Below are 13,852 nucleotides of genomic sequence, written 5' to 3'. Positions count from 1 at the left end.
ATGAGCGGGCGCTTACAATGGATCCCGTATTGGGAAGGCTGGGTTGACTGGATGCGCGCGCAGGGCTGGCGGCGCTTCGGCTGGTATGTCTGGGACCAGGGGCCCGGCCTGCCCGGCGACTGGAACGGGCGTCTCGCCCCCTCGCACGAGTTCATCTTCCACTTCAACCGCCAGCCCCGGAAGCCGAACAAGACGGTCGAGAGCAAGCACGCTGGCGAAACCCTCGGCGGCGGCGGCCTGCGCGGGGCCGACGGCACGGTCCATCGCAAGACCGGCACCGGCAACGCGATCCAGAGCCACCGCATCCCCGACAGCGTCTTCCGGATCATGCGCCACAAGGGCGGGCTGGGTGCTGCCGGATCGCACCCTGCCGTGTTCCCCGTGGCGCTGGTCGAGGCGGTGCTGGAGGCCTTCACCGATCCCGGCGACCTGGTGTTCGAACCCTTCTGCGGCTCCGGCACCCAGCTGATCGCTGCAGAACGCGCCGGGCGATGCTGCTGCGCGGTAGAACTGGACCCGGTCTATTGCGACGTTGCGGTGCGGCGGTGGGAGTTGGCGACGGGGCGAAGCGCCCAAAGACATGAAACGAGAGAATGCCTATAGCCGAGGGACAGAGAATATAAGCCCTCGCACGATCTCAGTCCCATCAACATCAATTCGGCAAACCGCCTCGAACCGAGCATTCGCTACGCTGCGCTTGAAGTCATCGGGCATCTGCTCAAGATCCGACTTCTCTTGTTCAGTTGGCGACTTGCACCACGACCATGCCTCCTTGAACCATGGCTGCACGTCAAACGGCACGCTCAGGTATTTTCGATCCGGATTGGCAACGCCCAACGACCGAAAGTACTTCGATCCATTTCCGGCTATCGGGTTAGAGACTTCTGCATCGAGAACAATCGCCCGAAATCCACTTTTGTAGGAAAGGGTGTAAGCTCCATCAGGAAGATCGGGAAGGCTCAGATTGCCAGCGCGATAAAAGTCGTATCCCATGAATGAGGCAATGCCCAAGATAGCGAGAAGAAGGATGCGAAAGATCCAGCGCGTCATTTCGACCTCAGGGATGAATTCAATGCTCTCAACTTGCAGCGTTATTTCAAGGCGTATCCAGAGAGTCAATCTTCGGCCGCGTTTCGGGAAAGCTGCACAAACGATAGACCGTCCCCCTGCCCTCGACCTTCTCGGCGCTGATGGGCAGGCCCAGCTTCTTCTTCAGCGCCCCCGAGATCGAACCCCGAACAGTGTGGGCCAACCATCCGGTGGCCTCGACCATGTCGGCGACCGTCGCGCCCCCGGGGCGCTGGAGCATAGCGATGATCTGCGCCTGCTTGGTGCCAGCGCGGATGGCGACGGGTTTCGCTGTGTCGGTGTCGCTGGGCGTCTGAAGCGGTTCCGGCTTCGCCCTCCGCGCGCTGGCAACGGCGCTGGCCACCACCGGCTCGATCCCGATAGCCTCCAGCCCGGACTCGGTGGCGATCAGCGTGGTCCCAAAGCCGTCACCGGTCTCGCGCCACATCGGCTCGCCGCGCCGCAGGTTTGCCTCGACCTCCTCGAGCCAACCGCGGGCGATCATCTTGCCAACGACCATCTTGGCGGCGGCGCCGACCAGCCCCTCGGGCAGCGGCAGGGCGATGTTGCCGGGCCGGGTCGCGGCGCGGGACAGGATCAGGGATTGGGTGTCGGACGGGGTGGTCATCGGGGCCTCCGGGCGCTTGGGCGCGCGCAGTGCGCGCCTTCTACGGAGGCAAGCCCCGCGCTGCCGGGCGGGGCGGCTCTCGCGCGTGTTGGCGCGTCAGGCGGCGTGTTCGCCTTCCTTGAAAGCGCTGTCGGTGACCTGGCGCAGCAGGCCCGCGTAGTGCTTCAGCGTGCCCACATGCCCCCAATGGATCTCGTCGGGGTGGGTCTCGAAGTGGTCGTCGCTGAGGACCTTCAGGCGCTCCAGCATCACGTCGATCTCGGCCTTGGCGGCGATGAAGGCGTCGAGGGCTTTGTCGGTGTTGCGGCGGTGGATCATCGCTTAGCCCTCCCTCAGCGCCGGGCCGCGGCGAGGCCCGCGGCATAGGCTTCAGCGAGCGCCGCGCGCATCGCCCAGACGGCAACGTCGTGGAAATCGAGCCCGTCGCTCATACGTGTGTCCAGCGTCTCGACGAAGAAGTGGCGCTTTGCGATGTCGAGCATCAGCGTCTCGGGCGCTGTGGAGGTGGGTTTGGCGGTTGTGGTCAAGGTCTGGTCTCCGATCCGGGGGGGAATTCCTGATCGCAGAATCGCTCTGGAGGGGGAGACAATCAACGGGAATGATTGTTATTTCCCATTTATTTTCAATATCTTGACAGGCATCACAGCGCCATGAAGGGCATGAGCGAACGCGAGTATGCGGCGCATTCCGGCCTGTCGCGCGGCGGGGTGCAAAAGGCGCGCAAGAACGGGCGGCTGGTGGTTTATGACGACGGGTCGATCAATGCCGCGGCCTCGGATTTGCGGCGGGCGGAGATGACGGACCCCGACCAGCAGCGCCGGTCCCTTGGCGGCGATGGTCTGACGAGCGGCCCCGGCGACACGACATCCTACATCAAGGCCCGCACGGCGCTCACGGTCTATGCGGCGCAGGAACGCCAGCTGGCGGTGCAGAAGAAGAAGGGCACGCTGGTCGATCGGGCGCGGGCGGAAACCCTCGTCTTTCGGCTGGCGCGTCAGGAACGGGACGCGTGGGTGACCTGGCCCGGACGGGTGGCAGCGCTGATGGCAGCGCAGATCATGGCGGAGGTGGAACGACAATCCGGGGCATCGGTGACGATCGAGACCGCGATCCTGCAGAGGGTGCTGGAAGCCCATGTCAGAGAGCAGCTCGACGCCCTCGCCGATCTTCGGGTCTCGCTCGGATGATGACAACGACCTGACGGAGGGTCTCGACCTCGGCTTCGACGGCGCCGAGGATCTGCTCCGGGTCTGGCGGCAGGGGCTGCGCCCCGATCCGGACCTGACGGTGTCGGAATGGGCGGATGCGCATCGCTGGCTCGGCTCGCGCGCCTCGGCCGAACCGGGGCGGTATCGCACCGCGCGCACGCCCTATCTTCGCGCCATCATGGATGCGCTCTCGCCCAGCCATCCGGCGCAGCGCATCAGCTTCATGAAGGCGGCGCAGGTGGGCGCCACGGAAGCGGGCAACAACTGGATCGGCTTCGTGATCCACCATGCGCCGGGGCCGATGCTGGCGGTGCTGCCCACGGTCGAGATGGCGAAGCGATCCTCGCGGGGCAGGATCGACCCGCTGATCGCCGAAAGCCCGGCGCTCAGCGAACGGGTCAGCCCGGCCCGGTCGCGGGACGCCGGGAACTCGATGCTCTCAAAAGAATTCCCCGGCGGCATACTCGTGCTGACCGGCGCGAATTCGGCGACCGGCCTGCGGTCGATGCCCGCGCGCTATGTGTTTCTCGACGAGGTCGATGCCTATCCGGCCTCGGCCGACGAGGAAGGCGACCCGGTCACGCTGGCGGAAGCTCGGACCACCACCTTCGCGCACCGGCGCAAGGTGTTCATGGTCTCGACCCCGACGATCCGGGGGCTGAGCCGGATCGAGCGGGAGTTCGAGGCGTCCGACCAGCGGCGCTATTTTGTCCCCTGCCCGCATTGCGGGGCGATGCAATGGCTGCAGTTCGACCGGCTGCGCTGGGCGAAGGGGAAGCCAGAGACCGCGGCCTATCACTGCGAGGGCTGCGAACGCCCCATCGCCGAGCACCACAAGACCGAGATGCTGGCGCGGGGCGAGTGGCGGGCAACGGCCGTCGCGACGGATCCGAAGGCCATCGGCTTTCACCTGTCGGCCCTCTATTCCCCCTTGGGCTGGAAGAGCTGGGCCGACGTCGCACGGGAATGGCTGGCGGCACAGGGTTCGGAGGAAATGCTGCGCGCGGCGCGCAACACCCTTCTGGGCGAGACTTGGGTCGAGTCGGGCGATGCGCCGGAATGGCAGCGGCTGGCGGATCGGCGGGAGACGTGGAAGCCGGGCACCGTGCCGATGGCGGGGCTGTTCCTCACCGCGGGCGCCGATGTGCAGAAGGACCGAATCGAGATCGATATCTGGGCCTGGGGGCGAGGCTTGGAAAGCTGGCTCGTCGATCACATCGTCATTCCGGGCGGGCCTGACGATCCTGCTGCGTGGGACAAGCTGACCGCGCTACTCGGTCGGTCATGGCAGCATGCCAACGGCGCCTTCATGACTGTGGCGCGGTTCGGCATCGACACCGGCTATGAGGCCGCCGCGGTTTATGCCTGGTCGCGCAAGGTTGGCTTCGAACAGGTTGCGCCGCTGAAGGGTCTTGAGGGCTTCAACCGCGCGGCGCCCGTCTCTGGCCCGACCTTTGCAGAGCTCTCTAGGCTGTCGATCTTGCCCTTTTCAATCTCTGGCCGGAAGGCCTTGTAGTCAGCTATCGCGCGCTCAAGCTCATCACGGCCTTTCTCTAGTGCCTTGACCTGATCGGCGAGCCTCTCCAGCCGAGAACGACGCTGCCGAAGCGGCTCGAGAATATCAATCGAGGTCATTCCTGAAATCCGCCTATGCTCGTTGTCCTATATGTCGATTATCTGCGCTGGGCAGTATTCGGTAACAAGGGGGGACGGGCAAGAATCTGGTCGAAAGCAAGCACTTTCGTCGAGAGGCTGTTGGCATAGAGCAGTGGCCTCCAAGCTCTTTTGCCTCGAAAGCGGTGTGACCCACCCCGCCGCGATGCGCCCCGGAACGGCGTCGATGGCCCGCTCGGCCTCCCGCGCCAGATCGAGTCGCTTGCGGAGCCTGACCTGTGGCACCAGGAGGAATACCGGCATCGTCGCCAGCCCGCGGCCGGTTTTCGAGCGGGACGCCACGGCGCGGCCTTTGCTGTTCAACCGCCCCTCGGCCACAAGCAGGCTCGGGCCGCGGCGGCGATAGATGAACCGCAACCTCAACCCGGTGCGGCGCTCCCATGCGCCCGGGGTGATCCGGCCGCCACGGGTGGATTTGCCTGCGGCCGGGGTGGGGATCGCGAGCCAGAAGCCGTCTTTCGACCGGATCAGCGGCCCCGTGTCATGCGCTCCGACGATCACCGGGGCGTTCGACCAGACGAGCGCCGCTGCATTCAGGCTTTCACCACCCTTCGGATAAGTCGCGAGCCGGATCGAATTCCCAAGCCTTGTGCCAAGCCCCGCCTGCACGATTTGCCCGCGCCAGGCCGATTTCAGGCGGGCGCCTGCGTCGTGCATCGCCGTGGTGACGGCCTTTTCGCCCGCGCGGATTTCCTCCCGCATCAGCGCGACGAGGTCGGGCCGGATGTCGAGTTTCAGCTTCATCGGGCTCACTCAGGCCGCAGGTCCAGCGTCCAGATCAGCCGCTCTCGGTCGCGCAGCGGCTCGCCCTGGATCACGAAGCGCTCGGCGCCGATGACGATCAGATCGCCGGGCCGCGGCGCGGGCAGGTCGGCCACGCGCACGTCCACCATCGTTGTGTCGCTGACAAACCGCCCCGCGCCGAAGTCGGTCACCCGGTCGGGCGCGCGGGCGATGACCCTGATCTGGCGTTCCTCGGCACTGGCGGCCGAGATCCAGAGCGCCGATGCCGCAAGGGCAGGGTGCTCGAACAGCCGATCGACGGCCGCGGCAAAGACCGTCATGGCGCGATGAAGCCCTGCGCATTCACATAGACCTGCGCGCCGGTGGTGATGCAGGCGACGTTCAGCGCCGTGTTGGCCGTCGTGCGCAGCGGATCGGCGAACTGGTGGCTTTCCGAAAGCGTCATCGAGGCGCCAAGATGCCCGCGCCAGATCACCGTCGCGCCATCCTTCAGCACCACCTCTGTCGCGACCGTCCCCGCATTCTTCAGCTGCAGCGCGGTCACGAACCGCCGCAGCCCGGCCCCGGCCGCTGCGCCCAGAACCACATCACTGGTGTTGGTGATCCCGCCTGCCGCGGCGGCTGAGCTCCATTCCAATTCGGGGATCTGCCAGGGGCGCACCACCTGCACGCCCTGCACCGTGGTGATCAGATCGGCCACATCGCCGCTGGCGACGCTCGCATAGGCCGCCGTCACCGCGCGGGCGGCGACGATCACCGGGGCCGTCGAACCGCGCGCGCCGTCATGGGCGACGGGACCGACCGCCGTGGCCGTCACCACCGAGCCCGCGACCGTGCGTGCGGCAATCGCCTGTCCCTCGACGATCTGGCCGCGCCCGGCGGTGATTTCCGCGGTAAGCTCGGCATAGTCCTGGCAGTTGATGAAGGACATCTGCAGGCTGACCGCCGTCGGCGCAGCGGCGAGCGCAACCCGGCCCGAGCCCGCGATGTAGGCCCCTGCGAAGACCGTGCCCTGCAGGTCGATCTGGTTCGCGTCGATCACCGTCACGGTAAAGTTGCCGCGCAGCTCCGCCCCGGCATTGCTCACGCCGTTCAGATATTCGACCCAGACAAGGTTGCCGGTCGCAAGCCCATGCGCGGCGACGGTGAGCCGGATCACCCCGCCCGAGCCCGCCACCGCGCCGGTCACCGGCTTCCAGGCGGCGTGGTTCAGGCTGCGCAGCCGCAGCTTGTAAAGCGCCGAAGGGTCGGGGATCTGCTGGTGGCGGACATAGGAATTGGCCCGCCCCGAGGTCGCATCGAGCGCGCGGGAATGCACATAGGCCTCGTCCGAGAAGGGTGTATGCGGCGGCCACGGCCCATTGATATTTTTCTTGCGGGTGTCGGAGGAGCGAGCGGACGGGTGCGCGTTGCGGCTTTGTATCGCCCTCAAATGATCTCACTGGGGGAATCCCTGATGAGTTCATTTCACGAGATCTGAGGGGGCCTCATTTTCCGCCCCCCCCGGGCATAGGCCCATGGCATCAGCGCGTCGATGTTGCTGGCCAGGTGGCCATTGGCGAGGCGGGTGAAGAGATCGCGCAGATAGGCGTAAGGCTCGACACCGTTCATCTTGCAGGTGCCGATCAGGCTGGCGAAGCGGGCCCAGTTGCGGCCGCCCTCGTCGTGACCGGCGAAGAGCGCATTGCGGCGGTTCATCGCCGGGCTGCGGATGGCGTTCTCGACCAGGTTCGAGTCCATGTCGACCCGGCCATCGTCGAGGAAACGCCGGAAACCATCCTCGCGCTTGAGCATGTAGATCATCGCCTTGCCGAGGTCGGTTTTGCTCGAGACCCGCTTGGCCTGGGCCGCGAGCCAGAGGAAGAACGCGTCCACCAACGGGCGGGAGAGGTCCTGCCGCATCGCCCGGCGTCGGTCGGGCGCGGCGCCGCGGATGGCATCCTCGATCTTGTAAAGCGCGGCGATGCGCAAAAGCGCCTCGTCGACGATGGGCGAGCCTGTCTTTGGCTTGGCCTTGATCAACTGGCGTCGGCCGTGCGCCCAGCAGAACGCCAGCTGCAAAGGCTTGCCGCCCGCGCGTTTCGGCGTGGCCAGATGGGTATAGGCGCCATAGGCATCGACCTGGATCGTGCCCTCGAAGCCCGCGAGGATTTCGTCGGCATATGTGCCCTTCCGGCCGGGGCGATAGTGGAACACCACCCCCGGAGGCGCCGTCCCGTCCCAGCCGCGATCATCGCGCAGCACCGCCCAGAGATAGCCGGTCTTGGTTTTGCCTTTCCCCGGATCCAGCACCGGGGCCGTCGTTTCATCAACGTAAAGACGGGTGCTTTCCGCAATCAGGCGCTTGGCCATGTGCTCGACCACGGGGGCGATCAGCGCGCCGGTGCGGCCCATCCAGTCGGCCAGAACCGAGCGGTCGATCGGCACGCCATGCCGCGCCATCACCACCGCCTGGCGGTTCAGCGGCATGTGCTCGGAATGTTTGGAGACGGCGATTTGCGCCAGCAGCGCCTCGGTCGGCCAACTCCCCTCGAGCAGATGCGCGGGAGCTTTGGCTTGCACCACACCTGTGCGGCCCTTCGGGCAGGCATATCGGGGGCGGATCGTGGCGATCACCTGATAGCGCGCCGGGATGTAATCGAGCCGCTCGGTCTTGTCTTCGCCGATCCGGACCATGTCGCCACAGCCGCAGGGACAGATGATGCTTTCGGGCTCGATCACCCGCTCGACCCGCGGCAGGCTCTCGGCAGAGCCCGGCCTTGCGCGGGGGCGCGGCGTTTGTTTCTCGGGATCCGGTTCGTTGGCGGCGATCCGGTCTTCGACGGCGGCAATATGGGCCTGCGTTTCGGCAATCGCCGTTTCCAGATCTTCCAGCGCCAATTCCAGCTGCGCCGGATCGAGCTTTTCCGACTTCGGCCCGAACTTCGTGCGCCGGTAATCCTGAACCTGACCTTCCAGCTTGGCGAGCAGCGCCTTCAGCTCGGCGATGAAGGCGTCCTTCTCGGCCCCAACCGACTGCTCATGCTCCCGTGCGGCGCGCTCCACCGAGGCTTCGAACCGGGCCGCTTCCAACGCCGCCTGTTGGGCCGCAAAGGCCTGCACCACCTCGGGCGGCAGGTCCGGAAACTGGCTGAGATCGAAAGGCTGCGACATGCGCCTTTCTACCCGATCCGGGAGGAAAGCCCAATAAAACAAGCCCAAAATCTGCCCGCCGAGTCATCCCGCCGCAGTCGGCGCCTGCACCCGCTGTGCCAGAACCCGGCGCCAGTCGAGGCCCTCGAACAAGGCCTCGAACTGCGCCCGCGAAAGTCGCATCACCCCGTCCTGCACCTTCGGCCAGGCGAAGCTGCCCTGTTCCAAAACCTTGTAGACCAGCACCATCCCGGTTCCGTCCCACACCAGGATCTTCAGCCGGTCGCCGCGCTTCGAACGGAACACCACCGTCACCCCGGAATGCGGGTCGAGCTTCAGCTCGCTCTGCACCATCAGCGCGAGCGCCTGATGCCCGCAGCGGAAGTCCACAGGCTTCGTCGCGATCAGGACAGGCAGACGCTGGCCCGCGACGATCATGCCAGATCCCGCAGGGCTTTGACCAGTTCGGCCACCCGGGCGCCCGGAATGCCGTCGGGAACCCGCAACACGACGCCCTTGCCGATCTCGATGCTCACGCCGTCGGTCGCGGCCGCCGCGTCGCCGTCAACCGCCGGTTCCACCGACAGCGGCACGAAAGCAGCGGCGAAGTCCGCCACCGCCTCCTCCGGCAAGGCCAGACGCCCCGCCCGCGCCTGACGGCGCCAATCCGACAGCTGGTGCGGCAGAACCCCATGACGACGCGCGACATCGCCGACCCGTGCGCCGAGCTGAAAACTCTCCGCCACGATCCGCGCCTTAACTTCATCCGGCCAACGCCGATAACCCCGTGTCCGCGAAATCACATCGATCCGGCCACCAAAACCTTCGCCTCCATCCGCCATCACGGCCTCCTTCTGAAACTTCAGAAGGAAAATCGCCGTTCACGCGACCGGCTGGAACCGACGATTTCAATGGGTCAGAGACGGCGCATACAGAAGGGTTCGATCTCCAGAATGCTGGCGCTCGCGGTGGTGAGGATCGTCACCGTGGCACTTTCAAGCGGCGTCAGGCCGATCGTCGAGGCCCTGCGGCCCTGGCTCGAGGGCTGCCTGCAGCAGCTCTCCTCGACGAACGAACTCGCGCGGCACATCCGATACGGGCTCAAACGTTGGGCGGGGCTGACCCGGTTCCTTGCGGACGGTCGGCTCGAAATGGACACCAACGGCGTCGAAAACGCGATCCGTCCGATTCCGCTGACGAGGAAAAACGCGCTCTTCGCGGGCTCCGACGACGGGGCGAAAACCTGGGCCCGCATCGCCTCACTGATCGGCACCTGCCGCCTCAATGGCATAAACCCCGAGGCCTATATCGCCGCCACGCTCCGCAAGATCCTCGACCAGCACATGCAAAGCGATATCGCCGCGCTCATGCCCTGGAACTTCCGAGAATAGTCAAGCCGCAAGGCAAAGGGCGATGAGCGGGCGCTTACCATCATTTCGTGTACTGGCGGCGTCTGTCGAACGGGGACGTCGGCATCGTGACGATCCTGCACGAGCGGATGCATCAGATGGACCGGTTCCGGGAGGATCTTCCGAAGTGACGGATGCCTCTGGCGACGATTATCTGACCCCTTGATGGGGGGCTCGTTAAACGTTGACCAGGTGTTGACAAGAATTTGGAATCGCAAAAGCCGAGCGTTACGCTCAGCTTTGAAGTCTTTGATTTTCCGGTATATTTTGGTTGCGGGGGCAGGATTTGAACCTGCGGCCTTCAGGTTATGAGCCTGACGAGCTACCGGGCTGCTCCACCCCGCGTTATGTCCCGAGGGCTTTGTTTGCGATCGGGGAGTATTGTTATCGTCATGAGAGAACTGGCTTCTTACTAGGTTTGGCGGTGACCTACTCTCCCACGTCTTGAGACGCAGTACCATCGGCGTGTTGGCCCTTAACGGCCGAGTTCGGGATGGGATCGGGTGTTTAGCCAACGCTATGACCACCAAACCGAGGAAGAAGCCACGTCCAAGTCAAGGAACTGAGAAGCGCTCCTGCCGCGGATGCGGCCTCCGGCATTGCGCCGGCGCGGAGCGTTCTTCTTACTAACCAGTGTATACTTGCTTTTGATCATGAGCCTTGCTGCTACTGGATCAAATCAAGCCAATCGGGCAATTAGTACCGGTCAACTGAATGCATTGCTGCACTTACATCTCCGGCCTATCGACGTGGTGGTCTTCCACGGCCCTCAAGGGATACCTGGTTTTGAGGGGCTTCACGCTTAGATGCCTTCAGCGTTTATCCTGTCCGTTCATAGCTACCCAGCACTACCGTTGGCACGATAACTGGTCCACCAGTGGAACGTTCACCCCGGTCCTCTCGTACTAGGGGCAACTCCTCTCAAGTATCCTACACCCACGGCAGATAGGGACCGAACTGTCTCACGACGTTCTAAACCCAGCTCACGTACCTCTTTAAATGGCGAACAGCCATACCCTTGGGACCTGCTCCAGCCCCAGGATGAGATGAGCCGACATCGAGGTGCCAAACGATGCCGTCGATATGGACTCTTGGGCATCATCAGCCTGTTATCCCCAGAGTACCTTTTATCCGTTGAGCGATGGCCCTCCCACTTGGGACCACCGGATCACTATGACCGACTTTCGTCTCTGCTCGACTTGTCAGTCTTGCAGTCAGGCAGGCTTTTGCCATTGCACTCAACGACCGATTTCCGACCGGTCTGAGCCTACCTTCGCGCGCCTCCGTTACGATTTGGGAGGCGACCGCCCCAGTCAAACTCCCCACCATGCAGGGTCCCGGATCCGGATGACGGACCGCGGTTAGACATCAAGAGTGCGAAGGGTGGTATCTCAAGGAGCCTCCACCGAAACTGGCGTCTCGGTTTCAAAGGCTACCACCTATCCTGCACATCACAATCCTGATGCCAGTGCAAAGCTGGAGTAAAGGTTCATGGGGTCTTTCCGTCTAACCGCGGGTAGTGTGCATCTTGACACACAGTTCAATTTCGCTGAGTCCACGTTTGAGACAGCGGGGAGATCGTTACGCCATTCGTGCAGGTCGGAACTTACCCGACAAGGAATTTCGCTACCTTAGGACCGTTATAGTTACGGCCGCCGTTTACTGGGGCTTCAATTCGGAGCTTGCACCTCCTTTTAACCTTCCAGCACCGGGCAGGCGTCAGACCCTATACGTCGCCTTACGGCTTCGCAGAGCCCTGTGTTTTAAGTAAACAGTCGCCACCCCCTAGTTTGTGCCCCCCACCCACACTTGCGTGCGAATGGGGCCTCCTTCTCGCGAACTTACGGAGGCATTTTGCCGAGTTCCTTAAACGTGGTTCTCTCAAGCGCCTTGGTATACTCTACCTGTCCACCTGTGTCGGTTTAGGGTACGGTCATATGGAGGGCTATTTCCAGGGGACACCGCAGCTGCCCGACCAATCCGATAAGGTCGAACAACAGTGAGCATCCGTCACATCCTCCTGGCCCACGAATATTAACGTGGTTCCCATCGACTACGCCTTTCGGCCTCGCCTTAGGGGCCGGCTTACCCTGCTCAGATTAGCTTTAAGCAGGAACCCTTGGACTTTCGGCGAGAGGGTCTCTCACCCTCTTTGTCGCTACTCATGTCAACATTCTCGCTTCTGATCACTCCACCGGATCCCTCACAGGCCGGCTTCACAGTCAGCACCGCTCCGACCAAGGCTTTCCCGAAGGAGAGCTAAAGTCGGAAGGTGCTATATCACAGAACGCTCCGCTACCACGTGCATTTCTGCACATCCAAAGCTTCGGCTCGTGGCTTGAGCCCCGTTACATCTTCGCCGCAGGATCTCTTGACTAGACCAGTGAGCTGTTACGCTATCTTTAAAGGATGGCTGCTTCTAAGCCAACCTCCTGGTTGTTTTGGAAATCCCACATGCTTTCCCACTTAGCCACGAATTGGGGGCCTTAGCTGTTGGTCAGGGTTGTTTCCCTCTTCACGACGGACGTTAGCACCCGCCGTGTGTCTCCCGGATAGTACTCTGCGGTATTCGGAGTTTACTTAGACTCAGTAAGGCTGTGGGCCCCCATCATCCATGTAGTGCTCTACCCCCGCAGGTATTCGTCCGAGGCGCTACCTAAATAGCTTTCGCGGAGAACCAGCTATCTCCAGATTTGATTGGCCTTTCACCCCTAGCCACACCTCATCCGGACCCTTTTCAACGGGTGTCGGTTCGGACCTCCAGTTGGTGTTACCCAACCTTCATCCTGGACATGGCTAGATCATCTGGTTTCGGGTCTGATCCCACGAACTCAACGCCCTTTAAGACTCGCTTTCGCTGCGCCTACACCTATCGGCTTAAGCTTGCTCGTAAGACCAAGTCGTTGACCCATTATACAAAAGGTACGCCGTCACTTCTCAAGGAAGCTCCGACTGCTTGTAGGCGTCCGGTTTCAGAAACTGTTTCACTCCCTCGTCGGGGTGCTTTTCACCTTTCCTCACGGTACTGGTTCGCTATCGGTCAGCAAGGAGTACTTAGCCTTCGAGGGTGGTCCCCCGATCTTCAGACAGGATTACACGTGTCCCGCCCTACTTAATGCGTCCGATCAAACTTCGCATACGGGGCTGTCACCCATATTGCTGGCCTTTCCAGACCATTCTGCTCATTCTCACGGCTCGGCTGGTCCGCGTTCGCTCGCCACTACTAACGGAGTATCGTTGATTTCCTTTCCTCCGGGTACTTAGATGTTTCAGTTCCCGGGTTCGCTCTAAACCCCTATGTATTCAGGAGTAAAGTACCTGGTTATGCCGATTAAGAAGTGCCCTAGGGCAATCATAACCGACATTCAGGTGGGTTTCCCCATTCGGAAATTCATGGATCAAAGCTTATTCTCAGCTCCCCATGACTTATCGCAGAGTATCACGTCCTTCATCGCCTCTTGCTGCCAAGGCATCCACCAAACGCCCTTCTCGCGCTTGATTTGATCCAGAAGAAGCAAGGCTTCTGTCCGGATCAAAAGCATGTATACTACCCGCAACATTCCGAAGAATGTCGCGTTGCATCGACCTCAGTCGACGCATTTTGGTTAGTGTACTTGACTTGGACAGCACTGCCACTCGTCGCATGACCGGACCGGGATAAGGTCCATTCTGGTCACGCCTGTTGCCCTTACACGGACAACCAGCAGTGCTGATGTTCTCTCTAAACGATGTCAATTCATCCTACAGGATGATCAAACCCTTCATCGAAGGGCTTGATGATACTGTAGTGGTGGAGCCTATCGGGATCGAACCGATGACCTCCTGAATGCAAATCAGGCGCTCTCCCAGCTGAGCTAAGGCCCCAACTTTCCGCCTCGCGGCGCGCTGGCCTTGGCCGAAACCGCTTTGCGGATCATCTGGGGTATGGTGGGTCGAGATGGACTCGAACCATCGACCTTACGCTTATCAGGCGTACGCTCTAACCACCT

At 62.6% G+C, this 13,852-nt stretch carries 11 protein-coding genes, 3 tRNA genes, 2 rRNA genes and 4 pseudogenes (1 of these 20 only partly in view); 5 read left to right on the top strand and 15 right to left on the bottom strand.

What is annotated here, in order from left to right; genetic code table 11:
- Entirely contained in the window at window positions 1–603 is a 603-nt protein-coding gene (locus tag ACTTAG_RS01355; RefSeq protein WP_444463841.1) for a DNA-methyltransferase, read from the top strand.
- Here ACTTAG_RS01355 and ACTTAG_RS01350 read toward each other — a convergent pair.
- From ACTTAG_RS01350 to ACTTAG_RS01335, 4 genes are all read right to left on the bottom strand, one after another.
- Window positions 598–1,050, bottom strand: coding sequence for a hypothetical protein (locus ACTTAG_RS01350; protein ID WP_444463840.1), 453 nt, complete (start codon window positions 1,048–1,050; stop codon window positions 598–600). The two genes, ACTTAG_RS01355 and ACTTAG_RS01350, sit on opposite strands and share 6 nt — an antisense overlap.
- Before the next feature lie 46 nt (window positions 1,051–1,096).
- Entirely contained in the window at window positions 1,097–1,696 is a 600-nt protein-coding gene (locus tag ACTTAG_RS01345; RefSeq protein ID WP_444463839.1) for a DUF3489 domain-containing protein, read from the bottom strand.
- A 96-nt stretch (window positions 1,697–1,792) separates the two neighbouring features.
- Entirely contained in the window at window positions 1,793–2,014 is a 222-nt protein-coding gene (locus ACTTAG_RS01340) for a hypothetical protein (protein ID WP_444463838.1), read from the bottom strand.
- 14 nt (window positions 2,015–2,028) lie between these two features.
- Entirely contained in the window at window positions 2,029–2,223 is a 195-nt protein-coding gene (locus ACTTAG_RS01335) for a DUF6900 domain-containing protein (protein ID WP_444463837.1), read from the bottom strand.
- Window positions 2,224–2,346: 123 nt separating this feature from the next.
- On the opposite strand from ACTTAG_RS01335, the gene ACTTAG_RS01330 reads away from it, so the two are divergent.
- Both ACTTAG_RS01330 and ACTTAG_RS01325 read left to right on the top strand, forming a co-directional pair.
- Entirely contained in the window at window positions 2,347–2,883 is a 537-nt protein-coding gene (locus ACTTAG_RS01330; protein ID WP_444463836.1) for a hypothetical protein, read from the top strand.
- Window positions 2,831–4,366: pseudogene (locus tag ACTTAG_RS01325) on the top strand (phage terminase large subunit family protein); the annotation flags it as partial. The gene ACTTAG_RS01330 and the pseudogene ACTTAG_RS01325, both read left to right, overlap by 53 nt.
- Window positions 4,367–4,707: 341 nt before the next feature.
- Here the strand turns inward: ACTTAG_RS01325 and ACTTAG_RS01320 are convergent.
- The 6 genes and pseudogenes from ACTTAG_RS01320 to tnpA all read right to left on the bottom strand — a co-directional run.
- Window positions 4,708–5,322, bottom strand: a pseudogene (locus ACTTAG_RS01320) (DUF6441 family protein); the annotation flags it as partial.
- A 5-nt stretch (window positions 5,323–5,327) separates the two neighbouring features.
- The gene (locus ACTTAG_RS01315; protein WP_444463835.1) at window positions 5,328–5,642 is read right to left on the bottom strand and encodes a head-tail joining protein; all 315 of its coding nucleotides are present in this window, start codon (window positions 5,640–5,642) and stop codon (window positions 5,328–5,330) included.
- The gene (locus ACTTAG_RS01310; protein WP_444463834.1) at window positions 5,639–6,640 is read right to left on the bottom strand and encodes a hypothetical protein; all 1,002 of its coding nucleotides are present in this window, start codon (window positions 6,638–6,640) and stop codon (window positions 5,639–5,641) included. Before ACTTAG_RS01310 ends, ACTTAG_RS01315 begins: the two co-directional genes overlap by 4 nt.
- Window positions 6,641–6,789: 149 nt before the next feature.
- A complete protein-coding gene (gene tnpC, locus ACTTAG_RS01305; RefSeq protein WP_444463833.1) occupies window positions 6,790–8,475 on the bottom strand; it encodes an IS66 family transposase in 1,686 nt (561 codons plus the stop codon).
- Between the two features lie 63 nt (window positions 8,476–8,538).
- Window positions 8,539–8,892: an IS66 family insertion sequence element accessory protein TnpB gene (gene tnpB / locus ACTTAG_RS01300; protein WP_444462228.1), complete on the bottom strand. Its 354-nt coding sequence runs from the start codon at window positions 8,890–8,892 to the stop codon at window positions 8,539–8,541.
- The gene (tnpA, locus tag ACTTAG_RS01295) at window positions 8,889–9,296 is read right to left on the bottom strand and encodes an IS66-like element accessory protein TnpA (protein ID WP_444462229.1); all 408 of its coding nucleotides are present in this window, start codon (window positions 9,294–9,296) and stop codon (window positions 8,889–8,891) included. Before tnpA ends, tnpB begins: the two co-directional genes overlap by 4 nt.
- Before the next feature lie 165 nt (window positions 9,297–9,461).
- On the opposite strand from tnpA, the pseudogene ACTTAG_RS01290 reads away from it, so the two are divergent.
- Both ACTTAG_RS01290 and ACTTAG_RS01285 read left to right on the top strand, forming a co-directional pair.
- Window positions 9,462–9,845 (top strand): annotated as a pseudogene (locus ACTTAG_RS01290) (IS66 family transposase); the annotation flags it as partial.
- 41 nt (window positions 9,846–9,886) lie between these two features.
- Window positions 9,887–9,994, top strand: a pseudogene (locus ACTTAG_RS01285) (type II toxin-antitoxin system RelE/ParE family toxin); the annotation flags it as partial.
- A 137-nt stretch (window positions 9,995–10,131) separates the two neighbouring features.
- Here ACTTAG_RS01285 and ACTTAG_RS01280 read toward each other — a convergent pair.
- From ACTTAG_RS01280 to ACTTAG_RS01260, 5 genes are all read right to left on the bottom strand, one after another.
- A tRNA-Met gene (locus tag ACTTAG_RS01280) sits at window positions 10,132–10,208 on the bottom strand.
- Between the two features lie 71 nt (window positions 10,209–10,279).
- Window positions 10,280–10,394 (bottom strand): 5S ribosomal RNA (gene rrf / locus ACTTAG_RS01275).
- 144 nt (window positions 10,395–10,538) lie between these two features.
- Window positions 10,539–13,364, bottom strand: a 23S ribosomal RNA gene (locus ACTTAG_RS01270).
- 287 nt (window positions 13,365–13,651) lie between these two features.
- Window positions 13,652–13,727, bottom strand: a tRNA-Ala gene (locus ACTTAG_RS01265).
- Window positions 13,728–13,788: 61 nt separating this feature from the next.
- Window positions 13,789–13,852: transfer RNA gene (locus tag ACTTAG_RS01260), tRNA-Ile, on the bottom strand; it runs 13 nt beyond the window's last position.

The sequence above is a fragment of the Rhodobacter capsulatus genome (genome assembly GCF_052363185.1).
Classification (GTDB): domain Bacteria; phylum Pseudomonadota; class Alphaproteobacteria; order Rhodobacterales; family Rhodobacteraceae; genus Rhodobacter; species Rhodobacter capsulatus_E.
The sequence above is the reverse complement of the archived record's forward strand: the minus strand, read 5'-3'. Positions and strand labels throughout refer to the sequence as shown.

Excerpts from the sequence above, each read along its gene's own strand:
- ACTTAG_RS01355 (WP_444463841.1), top strand. The coding sequence starts at position 1 with ATGAGCGGGCGCTTACAATGGATCCCGTATTGGGAAGGCTGGGTTGAC.
- ACTTAG_RS01350 (WP_444463840.1), bottom strand. The coding sequence starts at position 1,050 with ATGACGCGCTGGATCTTTCGCATCCTTCTTCTCGCTATCTTGGGCATT.
- ACTTAG_RS01345 (WP_444463839.1), bottom strand. The coding sequence starts at position 1,696 with ATGACCACCCCGTCCGACACCCAATCCCTGATCCTGTCCCGCGCCGCG.
- ACTTAG_RS01340 (WP_444463838.1), bottom strand. The coding sequence starts at position 2,014 with ATGATCCACCGCCGCAACACCGACAAAGCCCTCGACGCCTTCATCGCC.
- ACTTAG_RS01330 (WP_444463836.1), top strand. The coding sequence starts at position 2,347 with ATGAAGGGCATGAGCGAACGCGAGTATGCGGCGCATTCCGGCCTGTCG.
- ACTTAG_RS01315 (WP_444463835.1), bottom strand. The coding sequence starts at position 5,642 with ATGACGGTCTTTGCCGCGGCCGTCGATCGGCTGTTCGAGCACCCTGCC.
- tnpC (WP_444463833.1), bottom strand. The coding sequence starts at position 8,475 with ATGTCGCAGCCTTTCGATCTCAGCCAGTTTCCGGACCTGCCGCCCGAG.
- tnpB (WP_444462228.1), bottom strand. The coding sequence starts at position 8,892 with ATGATCGTCGCGGGCCAGCGTCTGCCTGTCCTGATCGCGACGAAGCCT.
- tnpA (WP_444462229.1), bottom strand. The coding sequence starts at position 9,296 with ATGGCGGATGGAGGCGAAGGTTTTGGTGGCCGGATCGATGTGATTTCG.